This is a genomic window from Stenotrophomonas sp. SAM-B (assembly GCF_013387485.1).
GTDB lineage: Bacteria > Pseudomonadota > Gammaproteobacteria > Xanthomonadales > Xanthomonadaceae > Stenotrophomonas > Stenotrophomonas maltophilia_AA.
Genome location: NZ_JABBXB010000002.1, coordinates 56,760 through 74,701 on the forward strand (window position 1 = coordinate 56,760; position 17,942 = coordinate 74,701).

17 protein-coding genes and 1 pseudogene are annotated in these 17,942 nt (G+C 60.1%); 9 read left to right on the plus strand and 9 right to left on the minus strand.

The window, feature by feature from the left end:
- Positions 1-171: 171 nt before the first annotated feature.
- A complete protein-coding gene (locus HH110_RS04475) occupies positions 172-1,065 on the minus strand; it encodes a LysR family transcriptional regulator ArgP (protein WP_176988555.1) in 894 nt (297 codons plus the stop codon).
- Positions 1,066-1,165: 100 nt separating this feature from the next.
- Here HH110_RS04475 and HH110_RS04480 point away from each other — a divergent pair, with 100 nt between their 5' ends.
- Positions 1,166-1,789 carry a LysE/ArgO family amino acid transporter gene (locus HH110_RS04480; protein WP_176988556.1) on the plus strand — a complete coding sequence of 208 codons (624 nt, stop codon included), beginning with the start codon at positions 1,166-1,168 and terminating at the stop codon, positions 1,787-1,789.
- Positions 1,790-2,696: 907 nt separating this feature from the next.
- On the opposite strand, the gene HH110_RS04485 is transcribed toward HH110_RS04480, so the two are convergent.
- Positions 2,697-3,110 carry an H-NS family nucleoid-associated regulatory protein gene (locus HH110_RS04485; protein WP_176988557.1) on the minus strand — a complete coding sequence of 138 codons (414 nt, stop codon included), beginning with the start codon at positions 3,108-3,110 and terminating at the stop codon, positions 2,697-2,699.
- 232 nt (positions 3,111-3,342) lie between these two features.
- On the opposite strand from HH110_RS04485, the gene HH110_RS04490 reads away from it, so the two are divergent.
- The gene (locus tag HH110_RS04490) at positions 3,343-4,194 is read left to right on the plus strand and encodes a hypothetical protein (protein WP_176988558.1); all 852 of its coding nucleotides are present in this window, start codon (positions 3,343-3,345) and stop codon (positions 4,192-4,194) included.
- A gap of 160 nt (positions 4,195-4,354) precedes the next feature.
- On the opposite strand, the gene HH110_RS04495 is transcribed toward HH110_RS04490, so the two are convergent.
- Positions 4,355-4,672, minus strand: coding sequence for a hypothetical protein (locus HH110_RS04495; RefSeq protein WP_176988559.1), 318 nt, complete (start codon positions 4,670-4,672; stop codon positions 4,355-4,357).
- 263 nt (positions 4,673-4,935) lie between these two features.
- Here HH110_RS04495 and mobQ point away from each other — a divergent pair, with 263 nt between their 5' ends.
- Positions 4,936-6,528: a MobQ family relaxase gene (gene mobQ, locus HH110_RS04500; RefSeq protein WP_176988560.1), complete on the plus strand. Its 1,593-nt coding sequence runs from the start codon at positions 4,936-4,938 to the stop codon at positions 6,526-6,528.
- Between the two features lie 584 nt (positions 6,529-7,112).
- Here mobQ and HH110_RS04505 read toward each other — a convergent pair.
- Genes HH110_RS04505 through HH110_RS04515 form a run of 3 tightly spaced genes read right to left on the minus strand, consistent with a single transcriptional unit; the run spans position 7,113 to position 10,479 of the window.
- A complete protein-coding gene (locus HH110_RS04505; protein ID WP_176988561.1) occupies positions 7,113-8,009 on the minus strand; it encodes a plasmid partitioning protein RepB C-terminal domain-containing protein in 897 nt (298 codons plus the stop codon).
- On the minus strand, positions 8,006-8,923 hold the full coding sequence (locus HH110_RS04510) for a plasmid partitioning protein RepB C-terminal domain-containing protein (RefSeq protein ID WP_176988562.1): 918 nt from the start codon (positions 8,921-8,923) through the stop codon (positions 8,006-8,008). The genes HH110_RS04505 and HH110_RS04510 overlap by 4 nt, the downstream gene beginning before the upstream one ends.
- A complete protein-coding gene (locus tag HH110_RS04515; RefSeq protein WP_342589215.1) occupies positions 8,920-10,479 on the minus strand; it encodes a recombinase family protein in 1,560 nt (519 codons plus the stop codon). Before HH110_RS04515 ends, HH110_RS04510 begins: the two co-directional genes overlap by 4 nt.
- A 525-nt stretch (positions 10,480-11,004) precedes the next feature.
- On the opposite strand from HH110_RS04515, the pseudogene HH110_RS04520 reads away from it, so the two are divergent.
- Positions 11,005-11,172, plus strand: a pseudogene (locus tag HH110_RS04520) (GIY-YIG nuclease family protein); the annotation flags it as partial.
- Between the two features lie 2 nt (positions 11,173-11,174).
- Positions 11,175-12,452: an abortive infection family protein gene (locus HH110_RS04525; protein WP_342589216.1), complete on the plus strand. Its 1,278-nt coding sequence runs from the start codon at positions 11,175-11,177 to the stop codon at positions 12,450-12,452.
- Here the strand turns inward: HH110_RS04525 and HH110_RS04530 are convergent, their stop codons facing one another.
- The gene (locus tag HH110_RS04530; protein WP_176988564.1) at positions 12,453-13,871 is read right to left on the minus strand and encodes a hypothetical protein; all 1,419 of its coding nucleotides are present in this window, start codon (positions 13,869-13,871) and stop codon (positions 12,453-12,455) included.
- 146 nt (positions 13,872-14,017) lie between these two features.
- Positions 14,018-14,533, minus strand: a complete 516-nt coding sequence (locus HH110_RS04535; RefSeq protein ID WP_176988565.1) for a hypothetical protein — start codon at positions 14,531-14,533, stop codon at positions 14,018-14,020.
- A gap of 177 nt (positions 14,534-14,710) precedes the next feature.
- Between HH110_RS04535 and HH110_RS04540 the strand changes: the two genes are divergently transcribed.
- The 4 genes from HH110_RS04540 to HH110_RS04555 all read left to right on the plus strand — a co-directional run bounded on the left by HH110_RS04540 (position 14,711) and on the right by HH110_RS04555 (position 16,394).
- Positions 14,711-14,926, plus strand: coding sequence for a hypothetical protein (locus HH110_RS04540; protein WP_176988566.1), 216 nt, complete (start codon positions 14,711-14,713; stop codon positions 14,924-14,926).
- Positions 14,927-14,958: 32 nt separating this feature from the next.
- Positions 14,959-15,372, plus strand: a complete 414-nt coding sequence (locus HH110_RS04545) for a hypothetical protein (protein WP_176988567.1) — start codon at positions 14,959-14,961, stop codon at positions 15,370-15,372.
- A 105-nt stretch (positions 15,373-15,477) separates the two neighbouring features.
- Positions 15,478-15,984: an H-NS family nucleoid-associated regulatory protein gene (locus tag HH110_RS04550; protein ID WP_176988568.1), complete on the plus strand. Its 507-nt coding sequence runs from the start codon at positions 15,478-15,480 to the stop codon at positions 15,982-15,984.
- A gap of 2 nt (positions 15,985-15,986) precedes the next feature.
- A complete protein-coding gene (locus tag HH110_RS04555) occupies positions 15,987-16,394 on the plus strand; it encodes a hypothetical protein (RefSeq protein WP_176988569.1) in 408 nt (135 codons plus the stop codon).
- A gap of 238 nt (positions 16,395-16,632) precedes the next feature.
- Here HH110_RS04555 and HH110_RS19370 read toward each other — a convergent pair whose 3' ends face one another.
- Positions 16,633-17,862, minus strand: a complete 1,230-nt coding sequence (locus HH110_RS19370; RefSeq protein WP_241696407.1) for an HNH endonuclease — start codon at positions 17,860-17,862, stop codon at positions 16,633-16,635.
- Positions 17,863-17,942: the final 80 nt, after the last annotated feature.

The window sequence follows — 17,942 nt, forward strand, 5'->3', positions numbered from 1 at the left end:
GCAGATAAATCTATTGCTATTTTGTTAGCTTCCTAGGTTTGAGCGACCTGTTCCGTCGGTTACCGGGAGGCGATGCCTAGCTGCAGCATTTGAACTGGCGAGCCGAGGCCGAAAATAGGGAGGTCATTACCCATTTACCCTCTCGATCGATCACCGCCAGAGCCCTGCACCTCAGTTCATATGGGCTTTTGCCGCTGCGACAAACGCTCGGCTGACCGCATGTAGCGTTGAAGAGCGCACCGCAGAGTGCTGCCAGTAGAGGGGCACGTCGATTTGTCGATCTTGATCCAAGATGACGACGTGCTTTGCCGCGACCGCCTCCTTGATGAGTGCTTCGGGCGCCAAGCACCATCCAAGACCTAATCGGGCCGCGTCGACAAACCCCGTGGAGGAGGGCAGGTAGTGGACGGGCGGACTGATCTTCGCTTTCGTCACACGCCTGACGAAGCGCCATTGGAGCTCGTCTTTCCGGTTGAAGATCAGCATCGGCGCCTTGGCCAAACTCAGGGCGTCGACGCCATGGGGAAAATGAGTCTTCACGAACTGGGGCGAAGCAATCGGGCGGTAACGCATAGAGCCCAGGGAAACGACGTTGCAGCCCTTCAAGGCGCTGGCTTGGGAAGTGACCGCACCGAGCACGGCGCCGTCGCGAAGCAGCGATAGGGTGTGGTCTTGATCGTCGACCCGGACATCAAAGAGGTAGCCGTGCGCCTGGTGAAGCACCGATAGGGCTTCCAGCACCCAGGTTTGGAGCGAATCGTCATTGACGGCAATGGCTACCGCAATGGTGAAGAACGGGCCAGCCTTCTCCGGATTTAGGTCGGCCAAAGCCTCCGCCTCCAAAATCTTCATTGGTTGAAGGCGCTGCAGCAGGCGCTGTCCTGCTGGGGTTGGCTGGCAAGGACCTTGGCGCACCAAGAGGACTTGGCCCAGTCGATCCTCCAGGGCCTTGATTCGCTGGGATACCGCAGAGGGCGTCACGGAGAGCTTCTTAGCCGCTGCGTCGAAGCTGCCTTCAGCCAAGGCAGCTGAGAACGCGGCCAGCTGAGGGTGGATCAGGTCCATGGCTTGCTCCATTAGGATTTCTGTTGCGGACGCTGAAATATTAGCTTTTCTGGCTCTGCCAGGCGGTGCAGGATGCGCCCTTCCTTTCCGGACAACCGCCATGCTTCTCTCCGCCGCCGTCTCAGGCTTCATTGCCGCCGCAGGCCTTATCATCGCCATTGGAGCCCAAAACGCGTTTGTCCTGCGGCAGGGGCTTCAACAAAGGCACGTAGGGCTAGTGGTCCTGGTCTGCATGATGGGCGACATCGTTCTCATCATCGCCGGGGTGGCCGGAATCGGCGCGTTGGTCCAGCAATGGCCTTGGCTCTTACAGCTTTTGCGTTTTGGCGGCGCAGCCTTCCTCGCCATCTATGGGCTTTTGGCAGCTCGACGGGCTATAACCGGCGGTGGAGAACTAGCACCTGCGAACGCCGCCAAGCAGCATTGGCGTCTCGTGTTGCTGACCGCCCTCGCGTTCACTTTCCTCAATCCGCACGTCTACCTGGATACCATGGTTCTCTTGGGGAGCCTTTCGACTCGCTACCCGGTGGAGACGCGGTGGGCTTTCGCCGTGGGTGCATGCTGCGCCAGCACGGCCTGGTTCAGCGCCTTAGGCTTTGGCGCCCGATTGCTGCGTCCAGTGTTTCGCAATCCCAAGGCTTGGCGGGTCCTCGATACCATCATGGCGATCTTCATGTTCGCGCTCAGCCTGCTGCTCCTTTTGAAGCCCCTGAAGGTGGGCTGAGAGCTTGCATCAGCAAGTATGGCCGGCGTCGTTTTGGCAATCGACGACGTGGGCGGCATGTCATCCATTTGCCTTAAGGAGCCTCGGTCAGCTCAAGCCCGTCTTGATCGACCGAGGGGATGCGCTACGCCGTCAGTGAGAGACCACCCGACTGGTGATGGGCTGTTCAACGGCTACCCAGTGCACATGGAATTGCCAATTTTAAGGCGGGCTGGCCGCGTCCCCAGAGTTGGCCCTGTATGTATCGCAGTTGCCGCTCGGGAACCGCTCCATGTATTCCGAAAAACGCGCTCCGGAGATCGCTTGTCTTGCTCCGCATTTGGGGCATGTAATGGCCGCCCCTCCGCCATCGATGGCTTCTAGGCTCGGCAGCTCGGTGGCCTTGAAAATGTTTCGGCAAGGGTGACATTGGGCCCGCACGAACTCGACCTCGGGAAAGGCATTCCCAAGGAGCTTCGTGGGGCTGCAACAAACTTCAAACAGGTAGAACAGGCCAGTGTCTGGCATGAGCTTGGTCCTTAACGAGGATCATGGCCGAGCATTGGGACCGGCTGCCCGGTCTTCTATCCCGGCAGGACTCGATGCTGAATGCGCCCAACCGAGCGCGAAGGTCGGTAGGTGGTCAAGTAAGTGGCCACAGTGGGGTGGGGATGGGAGGGCCGGGTTTGAGCGGAGTCTACGCCTCTGCGCTCATTTCGTGGAGCTCGATGTCAGGGATACCCAGCTGCTCAGGGCTGTATGACCGCTAGTGGTTTCGGTGGAGGGGAAGCACCTTGCGTCCGCGGCCAGATCTACCTCAGCAGAGCGCCGACTACGGGGCGTGTTCGCACCGACGCGGGGGTCTAAGCAGCGGCTGCTATGTTCCCAATAGCGCTAAGCAGAACAATTGACGTCCCTCCCGCAGAAGTCAGCCTGGATACGCCGGGAATCGCTCGCCGGGGTGTCGCTTCTTCCACTCGGTATGGGCGACGGTTCCTTCCCAAGCGAGGAACGCTTTGGGTGGGCGACCTCGTCCGGACCACGTCTCACCACTGAAGGGCAGCCAGAATCGAGGCGCCAGTTCCTCCTTTTGAACCTTGGGGACTTTGGCCTGTCTGGGCGGCGTCGAAGAAGCGTTCGCCCCGATTGCTTCGCGGATCTTGCGCTGCTGTGCCGCACTGAAATCCTCGAAATAAGCGTTCAGGAGCAGGTTGACGCGCTTATAGGCTTCCTTGGTCGCTGCACTGAGAAGCGCCTTGTCGGTTGCTGCGCCCGAATGGCTCGGTCCGCTGAGGGCCTCTAACCGCGGTGCAGATGGCTTGTTCGACGTCTTGCGGGGCATGGGGTTCTAAATGTAAGTGGCGCCAAGACCGCCCAAGATACCAAATGGCCAGATGCGCCCCAATGCACCGGGTGGTCCTCTCAAAGCCGTTCTCTGCCAAGCGCGACAAGCTGGTTGCCCTCAGGCCCCCGCTGAGCGGCGCGATACTCCCACATGGGTCCATTCCCTTCCGCTGCGCAGCCCATCTGGCAGCGACAGCTAGAGCCTCACGCCCAGGGCATCAAATGTCGGCGTGGTCATCCTCTTCCGCATCCGCATCCGCATCCGCATCCGTCCTAGAGGGAGCCCGGAGCCCGCCAAGTCACCGAGTGATTCAGGTAGGCGCTGGCGCTTCTCGACATCCGACTCCTGGACAACCTGGCCTTCGGTGCTCGGCAGCACACACCTGCTTGATATCGGCCAGAATATATTCACTGCGGGTCTGCTTGCGCTTGCCCGAGTCCTCAGCGTCATCGGGCAGCAGCGGCATGGACCGCTCTTCAATGTGGGCGGATCGTGTCGCGCATCTGTGGTGCCTTGTTCAGAAATTCCTTTGGCTGCTACGATCACGCAATCAACACCGGAAGGAGATTCGCAGATGAGTGTGACGGCATCAGCACTTCCCCCTGTTAATGTGATTCGTTCCTTTGTGATTGATGTATTGAAAATGGTGAAGGCCGGCGAGCCGGATCATCACGCGATTGGCGTGACATTCAAAACGGAGCAGGGGTTCGTATCATCTTTTGGAATATCAAAGGCCCTTGCTCTGGACTTGATTGCGCGCCTGGGCGACGCTCTGCAGGAGCATGGGGTTTCAGCCGATATTGACGCGCTTGAAAGTCTTGCGAAGAAATCAGAAGGATCAGACCCCAAGCTTCTCGCAATTTGGACCTACATCATCACGCCATTGCCAAGTCCTCCGAAAGGTGGCCTTAAAAACCCAAGCAAAGACTTCGTTAAGGTTGTAGATCTCGATGCCAAAGAGGACATCTATACCTTAGACTTGACCACACAAGACGACGATTCAATGCGTTTTTCATTGGATCCATTTTTGGCAAGGGTCTTTCGGGAGCAACTGATCGAGGCTGTTAGCCGGCTGATCTGAGGGATGTCGGCCTGGGTTGCAGTGCACATGACAATTGTGGGCCCGCGACGCAATGGGTTCAAAGCTTGATGATTCATGGGGTGTGGTCGAAACGGTGTTGGCATTCAAGTTATTGGGCGATTTGAAAAAGTCAATTGCCGGCTCGGCAAGGCCGGCCAGCTTAAGTAGAAGCTTCGTTACCTAACGAGATGGCCATTAGCCACGCGGCACCGATGTCCGATGCTGGTTGTTTAAGCTGGCTTCGGTTCTGAAGATGCAGCCGAAACACCCCGACCAGTTCCGCGTCTTCGAGCGGTTCAGCGCCTGCGAGGAACACCAGTTCGGCCACCCGAGCGCGTCGCTTTGCCTCTTCGCGTCGCTGCGTTTCCTTCGCTTTCACTGCCTGACGCTGGCTTGCTAGCAGTTGACGCGCTTGGAGTTGGGCTAATCGTTCTGTGGCTCTCTGAATTCTCTGGTGGTAGTGGTTTGGCTCGGTCATGCTTTTCTCCTCTGCGTGCATACGAGTCAACCAAAGAAATGGCTCGCGTCAAGTTCTCGGGTCCGTGAATTTGAGCTTCTATCGAAATCGAAAAGATCTGAAAAACAAAGCTTGAAAGAATGAAGCAAGAGCGCACCTATGCGTTGCCGGTGGCAACGCGTGCGCAAAGGGCTGCCGCCCCTTGGACCCCAATCGCTTCGCGCTTGCCAAAGCAGAAAGCCAGCGCATAAAGAGCCGGGCATATCCACTTCTTGGAGCGCCATATGGCTATCTATCACGCGAACATCAAAACGATCAGCCGCTCAAAGGGACATTCGTCCATTGCCGCGGCTGCCTACAGGGCGGGCTTGCTGCTCTCCGACGAGCGCACCGGGCAGCGGCACGACTACCGCCGCCGCGATGGCGTTGTCGAAACCCGGTGCATGGCGCCGGTTGGGTCGCCCGCGTGGGCCTTGGATCCACACCAGCTTTGGGTAGAAGCCGAGAGGGCAGAGCGGCGTAAAGACTCGACTGTCGCCAGGGAATTCGAGTTCGCATTGCCGCATGAGCTGGACGAAGATCAGCGTTCTAGCCTGGCCACTGACGTGACTCGCGCACTTGTTGAACGTTACGGCTTCGCTGCCCAAGCCAGCATCCACAGCCCTGGATCCAAAGGGGGACTTAACCATCACGTCCATATCCTCGCCACAACACGTCGCATCGGCCCCGATGGCCTCACAGACAAGACCCGCGAGCTGGACGGCGGGCCCACCGGTCGGGAGGAGGTTGAGTGGGTGCGTGCCCTGGTCGCCTCGAGTGTGAATGCGCACCTCGAGGCGGCAGGCATTGACGCTCGAGTCGACCACCGAACTTTGAAGGTCCAAGCAGAAGAGGCCTTGGCCCGAGGTGACTTTGCGGCAGCAGCGGTTCTCTCGCGCCAGCCCACCCGTCATTTGGGGAAGAGCGCCGCCGCCATGTTGCGGCGAGGCTTGGAGTCTGGGCGGGGGGAGATCAACGAGCAAATTGCATTGGATAACCTCCATGGATTTGAACGGATCGCGAGAGAGTTCGACAAGGAGGCGTGGTTCCAAGGCCAAGGGATTGCAGCCGAGGGGTATGGTGAGCAGCCTAGTGGCCCACGGAAGGGCAAGCGACTTCGATTCGATCTGGCAAACGGCGGCGGTGAGGTGGAGCTGTCCCCAAGGATGCTGGCGAAGGCGAGGGACTATGGCTTGTTCGGCTCAGATCCGGCTGACCAGCCACCGTTGCCACAGCGCGTGACGAGCCAAGAGCTTCTCCAGGGCATCGTCGAGACGTGGCGTGAGCTGGTCAGCGCCGGCGCCGAGGCGGCTCTGACGTGGACGCGGAGGGTGGTCGAGCACGCGGCAGCAGGAGTGAGCGCCTTTGTGGACTCAAGCGCCGTGTGGACCAAGCTGCGTGAGGTGCTGCGCTCGATGAAGCAACTGAAGCACCGACTCTCCGCCTACAGCCGGCGCCAGCAGGCAGAGCGACGCGCCATCCGGCTGGTGCACATGGCTGAGCAGTCTTGGGAGGAATTCAATACGAACCACCCCCGACCCGGCTGTCCATGGCCTGAGCACGAGTGGAAGGCAAGAAGGACGCGGCGACTGGTTGCTCTGGAGAAGCGCTCGGCCGAACTGGAGAAGGCGCGCAATCTCACCACGCCGGAGGAGGCGGCGGCATGTGACGCAACGGTTCTCGAGAGCCAGATGAGATTGGAAGCTTGCAGCGAGGCCCTGGCCAGTGTTGGGTTGACCGAGGGTGAACCCAACTCGGCAGGAAACGTGAGGAATCTGCACGCCATTGATTCCCCCGTCAGTCCGCCCGGTTTGCGTCCTTCCCCACGCTTCCACTGAAAGCCAAAGCGCCCCGAACAAGGGGCGCTTTCGTTATGACCTGGCGTGGCAGTTAGTGACTGCGGGGTCCCGGTGCTGACCGGTTGGCCGGGTTGGGGGACGAGGCGCCCTGGGCGCTTCGCTTGGCGCGCCATTCGTCCAAAGATGGCACTACATCACGTCGGATAACTGCTTCCATTGTCTTAGGGCGAGGGGATGCGGAGGCGCGCGGCGGAGTTGAGCCGTGGAAGCGGCGCATCAACTCAGCCGAGACGTTAAGTGCTTCCTGGATGTCCTCCAGGCGTTCCGTCCATGGACGCGCGCGGTTCTGGCAGACAAGCGCGCTGACGATATGACTTGCGATTCGAAGTTGGGTCTCTTGGGGCATGCTGGCAGTTCCTAGATGAAGATGACCTATTCATCTAAACGCGAAACGCCAACTACACAACAGCATTTGGCGGGCGGTAGGTCACACTTGTGATTTTTAGGCGGAAGTATCTGTGCCAATCCTTGCCGAGCGTTGCGAGAAAACTCTCTCGGAAGGCTCGGATGCCCAATCTGAAGCTTGGCTGGGATGCACAGACGTCTTGTTTTATTGCGGAGTGCTAGCTGGGAAGCTGCCTAATCTCGGATAGCTTCTGTAGTTGCTGCAAATGGTCCGGTCGGCGTTTGGCTAGCCACCTGACAACTGCGGCATTGTTCAGAAGAGCTGTTCCGACATGCGTTTTAATGATCTCAAGTTGGAGGCTCGCAGGGCCGAATCCGTCCTGAAGGGTCTCCGTGTCCGCTTGCAATGCCGCCAGTTCCTGCTCCAGCCGCTTCAGTGCTTCGCTGGGTGTGGCATCAGCGCTCCGTTGCGCAACCTCCGGTATCAACTGATCAGGGGAGCTGTTTCTCAAAAGGGCGACGGCCAACCTGGTGGAGTAGGTGTTTAGGTTGACCATGGTTTGCGCTACATCGATCTGGCGCAGCGGCTTCATCTGGCGCAGGACCTTGAATAAGCCGGACGTGGCGGGTTTCTCCGCTAATAGCACGATGGCCTCGGGGCAGATCCCGTCCAGAAGCTTGAACTTTGCTCTTATGGTGTTGGCAGACAAGTCCAGCGCCTCGGCAAGCTGTGCAACCGATACGCCGCCTTCCGCGGCCTTCAAGATCATCTTGTGGGCTTGGATGACCGAAAGACCATTGACGCGCTTGTTGTAGGTATAGCCCTCGTCGTCTGTCGAAATCAGGCACATTGCCTTGGTCTGCCCCAGGTCCTTGAGCGCCTCCAAACGCATTTGGCCGTCTAGGACAAGAAACCGGCCTGGATGGTCACGGTCCAGCGTCACGATGATGGGTTCAACGATGCCGATGGTCTCGATCGACTTTAGGATCTGGCGATACTTCACGGAGGCCTTGGCGCCGGACGGCAATGAGACCGTGCCCGCCAACAGAGCGATATCGACGTCGATGCAGTTCTTCTCAAAGGCTAGCCGCAGTCCAGCTCCTTTAATGCTCATCGACGTGGTCCCTTCGCCGGTAGAAGGTCCGCAAGTGGGCGGGGCACGGTCATCAGCTTCTGCGCCTGCAGAAGGGCAATGAACTCCTCATTTGCATAAAGCTCTTTGAACACTTGCCTGGCAACGAGCAACGACTGCTGCACATACTCCGACTTCATCTGGATCCGTTGATGGGCCTCCACGTCGCGTTTGTACAGCTTGGCGAGCTCCTCTCGAGTCATGGGCTTCCGAGGGCCGCTCTTCACGAACCCGTTCTTGGATTGCTTACCGCTTCGGCTTCGATGTTCCAGAATTTGTCGGATACGAAACACCTGTTTGCCCCGGAGGTCCCCCCTCTCGTAGGCGTCCTGCAGAAGCTGCTGTGTCTCCGCGTCGCTTGCTCTGGCGATGCCCACCGCCAGGTGCAAAGGAATGTGGCCTGCTTCGGCGGCAGCCAGCAGTCGCTTCTCTCCCTTCTGGAGCAGCGTGGTCACGTTGTTAACCCATGACGGAGAGCACCCTAGCTTTTCCGCGACCTGCGAATCCGAGTAGCCGCGCTCCCGGAGGAGACGCACATGCTCAAGGGTCTCGGCAGCACGGGGCGTCCTTCGGGCGACGTTCTCCACGATGCTCATGATGTGCGCGGTACTTTCGTCCACCTCAATGACGAAAGCCGCGATTTGCCGATGACCTAGGAGTCGGCACGCTTCCATCCGCCCCTGTCCACAGACCAGGGCAAAGGGTTGGCCGGTTGCTCCGCCTGGTGTCTGGCGGACGGTGATGGGGCGCTTGAGCCCGACTTGCTCGATGCTCCGAACAATGGCCTTGTGGGCTCGCTCGTTGCGGGCGCGCGGGTTTGCGATGACGATATCGTCGATTTCCAACATCACTACTTCCGATGAAGTTGAGTGGTTGGAGGGCGGAGACTTCTTCATGCGCTCTCCTTCAGTGGCGCTCGGCCGGCCATGTGGTAGAAATTTTGGAGGTCATCGGTTCGATACAGATCCAGCCACAGCCCATTGTTGGCAAGGCGCGGCTCTTCGGACTGACTAAAGTCGAGGGACGGGAATACGTAATAGTCGTAGGGCACCCGGTTGTCGGGACCGAGCCTTGTGACCAAGGTCACGTCTGGCTGGAGCCCAGTGTCGAAGCGGATTCGCCAGCGCATGGCCCCGGCTGGGGTCGGCTTGCAGGGCGCGACGACCAGGGAGGCAGTGAACTCGCCGTTGACCAGCAACAGGCCGGTGTTGCCATGCGGCTGGACATGCCCGCCCGCGTCTTGGATCTGCCGGCTCATGTGCCGAACGATGGTGGGGTGCATCTCCCGCAGGGCACGGTTGATCTCCAGGTAGGCGTAGTCACGGGCGGGGGTGTAGCCCACCAGCTTGTATGCCCTCAAAAGGCTGCCGAAGCGGGAGCGGAAGGCTGAGCTGGAGGGGAGAGCCTCTTCTTCGTCGATCATCAAGCCGGAAAGGGCACCGTGCTTGGAAAGCAGCTGCCGCAGCATGGACAGAAGCTGGTCATCGCCGTAGTGGTGGGAGCGCTCGGCAATGATCTGCCTGACCTGAAGGAACTGTTGAAGCGGAACGATGGCTTCGAAGGCGTCAGCTTTTCGCACCCACTCCTCTGGGGGATTCTTAACGTGCTGGGCTTTCAGCTTGAAAGAGGTCCGGTTGTAGACGTTGTTGCCAATGTACTTTTCGTTGGTCAGGATCTGGTGGACCACCCCACGTGACCATGGACGGCCGGTTTCAGACGCGATGCTCTCTCGATTGAGGACCGCAGCGATGACCCGTTCGGGGCTGCCTTTGAGAAACAGGTCGTAGATGCGCTGAACAACGTGACGCTCATCAAGTGGCCCTGGGACGAGAACCACCCGGTCGGTCTGAATGCTCTTTTGCTGCCCACGGGTCACGAGCTCTTTCGGGTTGCGCTGTTCGTCCAGGAGCTGCCGCCGGAGGCCATAGCCGGCCGTCCCGCCCTGGCGGAAGCCGTGTTGGACGATATTGCAAGCCCCGCGGAACACCTTTACTGAGAGTTCCCGGCTGTATTCGGCCGCCATGCCTCGTTTGAGGCCGATCATGATGGCGGAAGGCAGGGACCCATCGTTTTGGAAGGGTTCTGCGCAGTAGACGATGGCTACACCCCGCCTTTTGCAGGCGTGGACGTAGCTGGCCGCCTCATCGGGATCGGGAAAGCGGCCCCACCGGCTGACGTCGTAGACAAGGATGACCTCGAAGTCCAGGCCGGGCCCTTGGACATCATCTAGAAGGGTGCGAAGCCCAGGCCGCCCTTTAAGGGTCAAGCCGCTCTTGCCGGCGTCCTCGTAGGTTCGGACGATCTCTATGCCGTGCGCCTTGGCGTAATCCGCGATGGCTGAGGCCTGGTTCTCCGTGGAGTAGCGCTGATGCTCGGTCGACATGCGCACGTATTGCGCTGCTCTGATGGGGGAGTCGCCGTGCGGTGCGTGCAGTCCGTGCGCTTGGCTCACCCATTACTCCAGCATCTGCTGACTGATCCACCGGACCCTAGATGTGCGCTTTGACAGTTTCGTTTCCACGGCATGAACGCTATGGCCGACGTCCAAGAAGCGGGATGCGTGTCACGGTTCCCCTTCCTTCAGGGCAGCCGGGTCCGTCCCTATCCGTTTTTTGTTGCCATTCCCGTTCCACAAGTTGACCGCTTTCGACCTGGGGGCGGGGCCAGCCAGCTGAGGGCTTGAGTTGCGCGTCAGGTGCAGTCCGAAGTGCTGGATGCAGTCGAGCCGGGCCGCTATGATCGAGGAAACATTGAAAGGAAACCTGCCGAAGAGGCTTTCTGCAACGTAGAGAATCGGTTAGATCGGTGGTGATCCGATCCCACTCTCTCCGCCAATACCGAATAAGTGCTTGTTTTGAAACAGCATTTTTTGGGCTCTAGAACGACGGCTTGGGGCACAAATCGGGGCACAACTCGGATGCGATTACCAAGCTATCTCACTCGCTCTCCTACTGGTCGCTACCAGTTCCAAGACGTGAGGTTGGATCTGACGATTGAGGATCGTTTTGGCAACCCCGTGAAACCCCGCGAGTGGTTCTTGGTTCCGCTTCCTGTGATTGTCGAGGCGGTCAAGCGCATCCAAGACCGGAGCATCACCGACTACGTCTACGATCCTGCCCAAGCCATGCTGGTTCGCCGGAGCTGATCGTGCTGACGAGCCCTCTCGATGACCAGGTGTTGGAGCGTTGCTTGGGCGCCGCTTATGTGCTGCTCCAAGAGAGCGGGCATACCGACGCGGCCGATCTTCTTCGCACCTCCACCGCATCGGTCCAGCACGATACCTCTGACAACTGGAACGGGGGCACGAGTTACTGGAACGTTCTGCTGGAAGTGCCGGCGCCGGAGTTTGCGCGTTTGCGGCCCAAGCTCAAGGACGTTTGCGAACAGATCACCGATGCATTGGCGGAAGCGATTCCCTCGAATGGCCACGACTTCTTCGCCGCCCGGTTGATTCCCATCGTGGGCCAAAACGAAGACTGGCGCTCCTCCTCTCCAGTTGTCATTCCCCGTGCCGTTCGCCGGAACATCTTCGATGGGCTCCGATTGGAGCAGGTGAACGTGTTCGGCGCGTTGGACGACACAGAGTTCCTGAGCCGCATCTACGAGCTTCGGCGGTTGCCATCTACTGATTCGCGCTACAAGGACGCGGCCGGGGACATCTACCAGCACCGGGTCAACAATTTCGACTGGGACGATTACTGGATCTTCGACGACGACCGTTTCCCGTTGCTCGATGGTCCGGCAGATACCTTCCTGCGGTTCCTGGCGGAGATGGTCCACCCGGTGGTGAGGCCTGAACGCGAGGAGGCCGCCACCATCGTTGAGCACCTCAACGACCAATTGCGGCAAGCGGATTGGCACTTGGTCGAAGTCGAGCGGATCGCAGGAAGGGCCCGGTATGAACCCCGCCCGTTGACCTCCAACGGTCACCGATCCTTTGAGAGGGGACGGTCTGCGGCCGATTCCTTGGACGCGGGCGCCATCGCCAAGCAGATACAGCGCATGGAATACGCGGTCGAGAAAGATCCCGAGCTGGCCATCGGCAGTGCCAAGGAGCTCGTGGAGTCGTGCTGCAAGACCATCCTGGGCAAGATGGGGGTGGAGATCGGCAAGAGCGATGACATGAACGACCTGGCCAAGAAACTGGCCAAGAGCTTGGACCTGGTGCCCGAAGGGATCGATGATCAAGCCAAGGGGGCCGAGTGCATCAAGCGCATCCTGAGCAACCTGAACCAAATCGCCGGTAACCTGGCCAACCTTCGCCGCCTCTACGGCACCGGCCATGGCAAGGATGGCAAGCACCGTGGGCTGCAGCCCCGGCATGCACGCTTGGCTGTGGCGTCTGCCGTGGCGTTCGTGGACTTCGTCACCGAGACCTACCGGGATCGGCAGGTCAAGGCGAAACCGACGTCCACCGATCGCTGATCAACGCCTTTCAACGAGCACGGGGTCATCGCTCGTCTGTAGTAGGTGTGCCGGGAAAACCGACGGTTGCATGTCGTGCTCGAGCAACTCCGGCGTGCTGTTGGCAGGCAGGTGCTTGAACGCAATTACCCGGGTGCCCTGGGTTTTGACCAGAACGCGGGTGGGCTGGGTGGCATCGCTCAATAGCGCTTCCCCTTGAGCAATGATCGAGCGCTCTGCCCGGATATCTTGATCCAGTGAGTGAAGGGTTGAGCGGAGCTCTTTGGTGAGCTCCGTCCGGTGGGCGGCCAGCGTTGTTTTGAAGACCATCTTGGAGTCAACGCGCATGATCAGATCAGCGATGTTCTGCTCGAACAATGCCCGGAGTCCTTGGGGTGAAAGGGCCTGATCGAAATCCTGCTGGACAGTGCGATACCGTTCCTGCTTCAGCAGCGCTTCCCCAGGAAGTGCGGTTAGCAGTGACCATGCTTGGAATCGGACGCGAGAGCAAACCAAGGCCTCTTGGAACAATGTTTCGATCTCGCTCATTTCCTCGCGAATTTTCTGGGGAAAGTCTGAGGCGCCAAACGCCTGGGTGTCCTGAAGGTCGGTCAAGGCTTGGATGCGTTCCCTTAGCAGTTGATGGATCTCGTGCTTCTTATCCATCATCTTTTGATACTGGTCTTCAAGGGTCTGCCGATTGTGAGGGGTGTGCTCACCCTGCAAGATGGGCACGGATACCTCCCTCAGCGTATCCATGGCACCCATCAAGACACCGCGGCGCTGAGCATCCAGCTTGCCCTCCACTCGGCCGATGGTGGTCAGGATACCGTCCAGTTTTTCACTGATATCGGCCAAATGCTTTTGGGCGACTACGACGGAAGCGACCTGCCAAATCGCGGCTGCGTTCATGGCGTTGCTCAAACTCTCGGGCTTGGTCAACAACCCATGTTCCTTGATGCCACCGCTTCCGCCGTTGGTCATCGCTCGATAGGTCCCTTCGATGACATTGCCCGCCGAATCTTTGGCGTTGAGTAGAGGACCGTTGATCGCTACCTCAAATACGTTCTCTGGGACGCCTTGGACGGCCAATGCACTCGTGGGAGCTGCTTGGAGAAGGGCGTTCAAGCGGCCCACCGCTTTGGGGGGCTTGCGGCTCTTGCCGGAGACTTTGTCAAACAAGGCCAGCGGTAGCTCCGTCACAGCGAGGGCTCTTTCACCCTGCTGGTTCTGGACGATTAACGACGTGGGTGCAGGTGAGGGCGAGGGCCCGGGAAGGCTCAGGCTGGGTTCGTGCAGTTTGGATTCGGGCGAGACTGCATCCCGTTGTCCTTTCAACTGCTCGTTCACCACAGGGTGGCGTCGGCTGGTGATGCCCCACACAACTATGCCGCCAAGCACGGCCGCGACCGCCATTGCAGCGAAGGTTTGAATATCCATATTTTCCCCTGTTGCCAATCTGCAAAATCTACCGCAAAGCTCGCATTAGCGCATCTTGATCAGCTGATCATGCCGCGGCCGAACGCGTTGGCCTGGTCCGTTAGGTTCATGGGCGTTTGCGGCGCGGTTCCACATGCAGCGGGTTCTCAAGGCACGGCTGGCCCAAACGCGTCATGTTCCACCAGATCCAATAGGATCTTGGCCACGTCCAGGGCGGCGCGGCCCCATTCGTTGTCATCGCCGTCGAATGGCTGATCACCCGGCTCTTCCTTGCCGCCGTGAAAGAGGTTGTTGCGCACGCGTCGGGCTGCCTCTACCAGGGCAATGGCATCCGACGGATAGTGGTCGGGCGGGTCCAAGGGACGCTCGTGGAAACGCGCCCGCCGCAGGCCGTCCACCTCCACGACTACTTGGACCTTGGGCCGGTCGCGCTCCTCGGCAAGAATCTTGTTCCGGGTTTCGTCCTCCACCCGCTCCACGAACGCGGCGGGCGGCAATGCGGAAACAACGGCGTTGACCGCCCGCCAATCCACCATGGCATCGCGTTGCCCTTGGCGGATGAATCGGGGGCGGTGCTTCAGCTTGGCCTCTAGACGGCCAAAGATGCGAAGCAGAGGAAAGGCGATGTGGTCGGACACCGGCATGCCGGCATCGTAACCCATCTTTCCACCACTAAATCGCCATGTGCAACCCTGTATGTCCAAAAAATAGTTTAACGTGTCGAGGCCGCGTACTTCGGCGGCCTACAGGGGACGCATATGCAAAGGAAGAGCATGTGGTTGGCTGGCGCTCTGCTGGCCGTTTGCGGGTCGGCTTGGGCGGGGCAAGGGGAGGTGTGCTTGGCAGATAGCCAGAACACACCTGCTGGCATCATGAAGCCTTTTGAGGACGCCACCGTGTTCCGCTGCAAGACGACCGGAGCGGTGACCGTCGCGCAGCTCTACGCGAACGGTTGGCGGGTGATCTCCGTGTTTCCGCAAAGCTCGCTCGATCCATCCAAGCCGGGTATGGCGAGCGTGGTGTGGACCATTGTGGCTGAAAAGGACGCGCGCTGACTTCGGGTTGTTCCCTTAAGGACTCAACGGACATGCATCAATACCAAGAGGTGTCCCAGGAAGATCCGTGGGGCTGCGCAGCCGCTTGCGTGGCCTCCCTCATGGGCGTCCCCTATGCGCGAGCAAAGAGATGGTTGGAGAAGGAAAAGGGGCGGCCAGTATCGGAAGAGCCCAGTGGATTTGAAATCGATGAGATAGTTAATGCTCTCTTCAAGAGGGGAGTGAAGCTAGTTGCTGACTGGAATCCCACCGTGCCGCTTCCAGATGGCGCCATTTTGTGCATCCACAGCAGGGTGCGCTACCGCGACTATCATTACCTCCTCAAGGCTCCGTGGGGCTATATGGACCCCTGGTTTGACTTGAAGGAAAGCCCGATGGTCGGCAAGGTGCGTGCCTCCCTGCCGAAGGGAACGAAGATCTACGTGGCACTTGTGCCGGCTCTTTGACCCGTTGTTCGCTCAAGGAGCGAGAGGCGTCGAGAGCTGGTGCTTAGGATGGAAGACTTCAGGGGGATGGGCTATAACCTTTGAATTCCCTAAAGGAGCCCTCTCTTGGCCCTGACCACCCTGAAATCCCTCAACGCCGAAATCAAACAGCTCGAAGCCCAGAAGAAGCTGGTCGAGAAGCGCGACGGCGAGGTGCCCAAAGCCCTGGCGGTCCTGCAGAAGTATGCGAAGGTCCTCAGTCCGGCCCAGCGGCGGCAGGTGGCCAAGCTCATCGGGGAGACGATCGACGCCAAGCCGGCGCGTGCCGCCGAGGCTGCCCCGGGACCCCGAAAGGGCCGCAAGCTGGGCAAGGTCGCGCCGAAGTATCGCCTCCCAACCGGTGAGACCTGGGCCGGTCGGGGATTGGCCCCCAAAGCCTTCACCGCATGGGCCAAGTCCGCCGAGGGCAAGGCGTGGGCTCAGGCCAACCCCGGGGCGAAGTTCCCGCTGGCCGGTGGCACGGTGAAGAAGGCACCCGCCAAGGCGGCCAAGAAGACGGGCAAGCCGGTGAAGAAGGCTGCCCGAAAGGCTGCCAAGAAAGCCGTCGCAAGGAAGGCGAGCAAGAAGGCCTGATCATGCGCGGCCTGTTCTCCAAGAAGAAGAGCCGGCTATCGCCACAAGGCAAGGCCATTGCGGCCGCCCATGCACTCTTGGACACCATGGAGGGGCGTCTTGACGAAAAGGCGGCCGGGCGCTGGTTGCGAGAAGAAGTCGGGCTTCAGTGGTCCATGCTGACCTGCGTGCAATACCTTTCCGGAAAGGAAGCCCTCGGGGTGCTAAAGGCGCTGCCAAACGACTGGTGGGAGCGCGGTCGCACCAAGCAGTACCTCCAAGGCGCCTCCATTCTGGCCGCCCATGCCGTTGCAAACATGCGGCAAGACGGGAGAATGCTGTGCGCCAGCGACTTTGCTCACGAGCTCAAAGGCAAAACCGTGGAGCAGTGGCTGGCTGAGAAATCTGACGCGGTCCGGGAAGAAGTCTGACATCCGACACCCATGGCCCCCGATGGCGGCCCGTAAGGCTTTCGTAACCATGGGGTGCCGTCCAGGCCATCTCACCCGGAAACGGGAGACGGGGGCGAGGATCCCCACTCAAAGGCCGACGACCGGAGCCCCCACAAAGGGCTTTGTTTCACCAGTGTGTCGGCCGGTTCGTTTGGGAGGTGCTGCAGGGCGCAGGTCGCGTCGGCGTCTTCGGATCATGCTTCGCTGAGCCTTGGATCTATTGCAGCGAGTGGCGGGTCTTGCATGCCGTCGCGTGCTCGGCCAAGTGAGCCGGGTTGGGGTGATCCCCTTTGGACACCGGCAGACGAAGCGGCCGGCCTTGAAGAGAAGCGTAGTCGGTGGCCAAGAGAGCCGGAGCGAGAGCCACGGTGTTCTCGGCCGTGATCCAAAGCAGTTGGCAATCGAACAGGGTGTGGAGATCGGCACGAAGGAGTAGGCCGTTGTCCATGCGGTTGGTGTGTTCTCCCCTGTAGGGCAGCACGTGCGCCGCTTCCAGCACCTGCAGGGCAGAGCACCCCGTGATGGCGCATTGGCGATCGTAGGCGTCAAGCAGGCGGGCGCGAAACAAGGGTTGGCCGCGGCGTTGCGCAACGCCGCGCATGGACCACACCCGGGCGTCGTGCTCATTGTCGATCGGAGGTGCATGCTCGAACGCGTCGGCCTGGCCTTGCGCTTCCGCACGCGTTTGCTCGTCCTGGAGCAAGGGCACGGCCACCCATTTCCCATCGTCGCCTTTCCGGAGATCCAGATGGCCGTGGACGGCTGGGTTGAACCGCACATAGCGGGCCCGCTTGGGAGGACCGGCGTCCAAGATTTTGAACAACCGGTCGTGGGGGTGGCCCTGGTCGGTGCGCCAGTCGGATCGGTCGCGGTTGTAGTGGGGGCGGCTCGGGGAGTTGACCGTCAGGTGCTCCAGGTTGGCCCGCACGTCGGCGATGGGGTCTGAGGGGAAGTGGGTCTCGATCCATTCGCCCACCTCAGCCAGCGTTCCGCCCCCCATCGCTTCCACCGCTTCGGCAACCCGCCAATACTTCGCCCCTGCGGGGGGAGTGGCCGTCTCGCCGACGTGGTCGAACGCTAGCATGAAATGGTCACCGTCCAGCAGCTCCACATGGCCAACCCAGTCGGGGCGTGCCTTGAACGTGTTGCGCGGGGCCTTGTCTGGATTCCGTTCGCGCTCGGCGCGGTTGTTTTGGGTCGCGACCACGGCCCGCAAGCGCAACCCTTCGCGGTAGGCCACGTCCAGGTGCTCCTTGAGCAAGTTCTTGCCCCCGCCATTCCACCGCGCGAGCGAATCATCGTAGAACCACCGTCCGTCGCGCGCGACGATCTTGTGTTGCCAGAGGCTCACCACCACCTCTCGCGGATCAGCGGTGACCGCGGAAACCGCCCACGCACGATTGACCAGTTGGGCGCCGTAGCTCTGAAACTCCCGTTCGATACCCATGTGCTCCCCCCTTATGTGACGCAAGTATCGCAATGTGCCGTAGCGTCTTCCAGCGGCGACGCCGGGCTCACCGACACCGA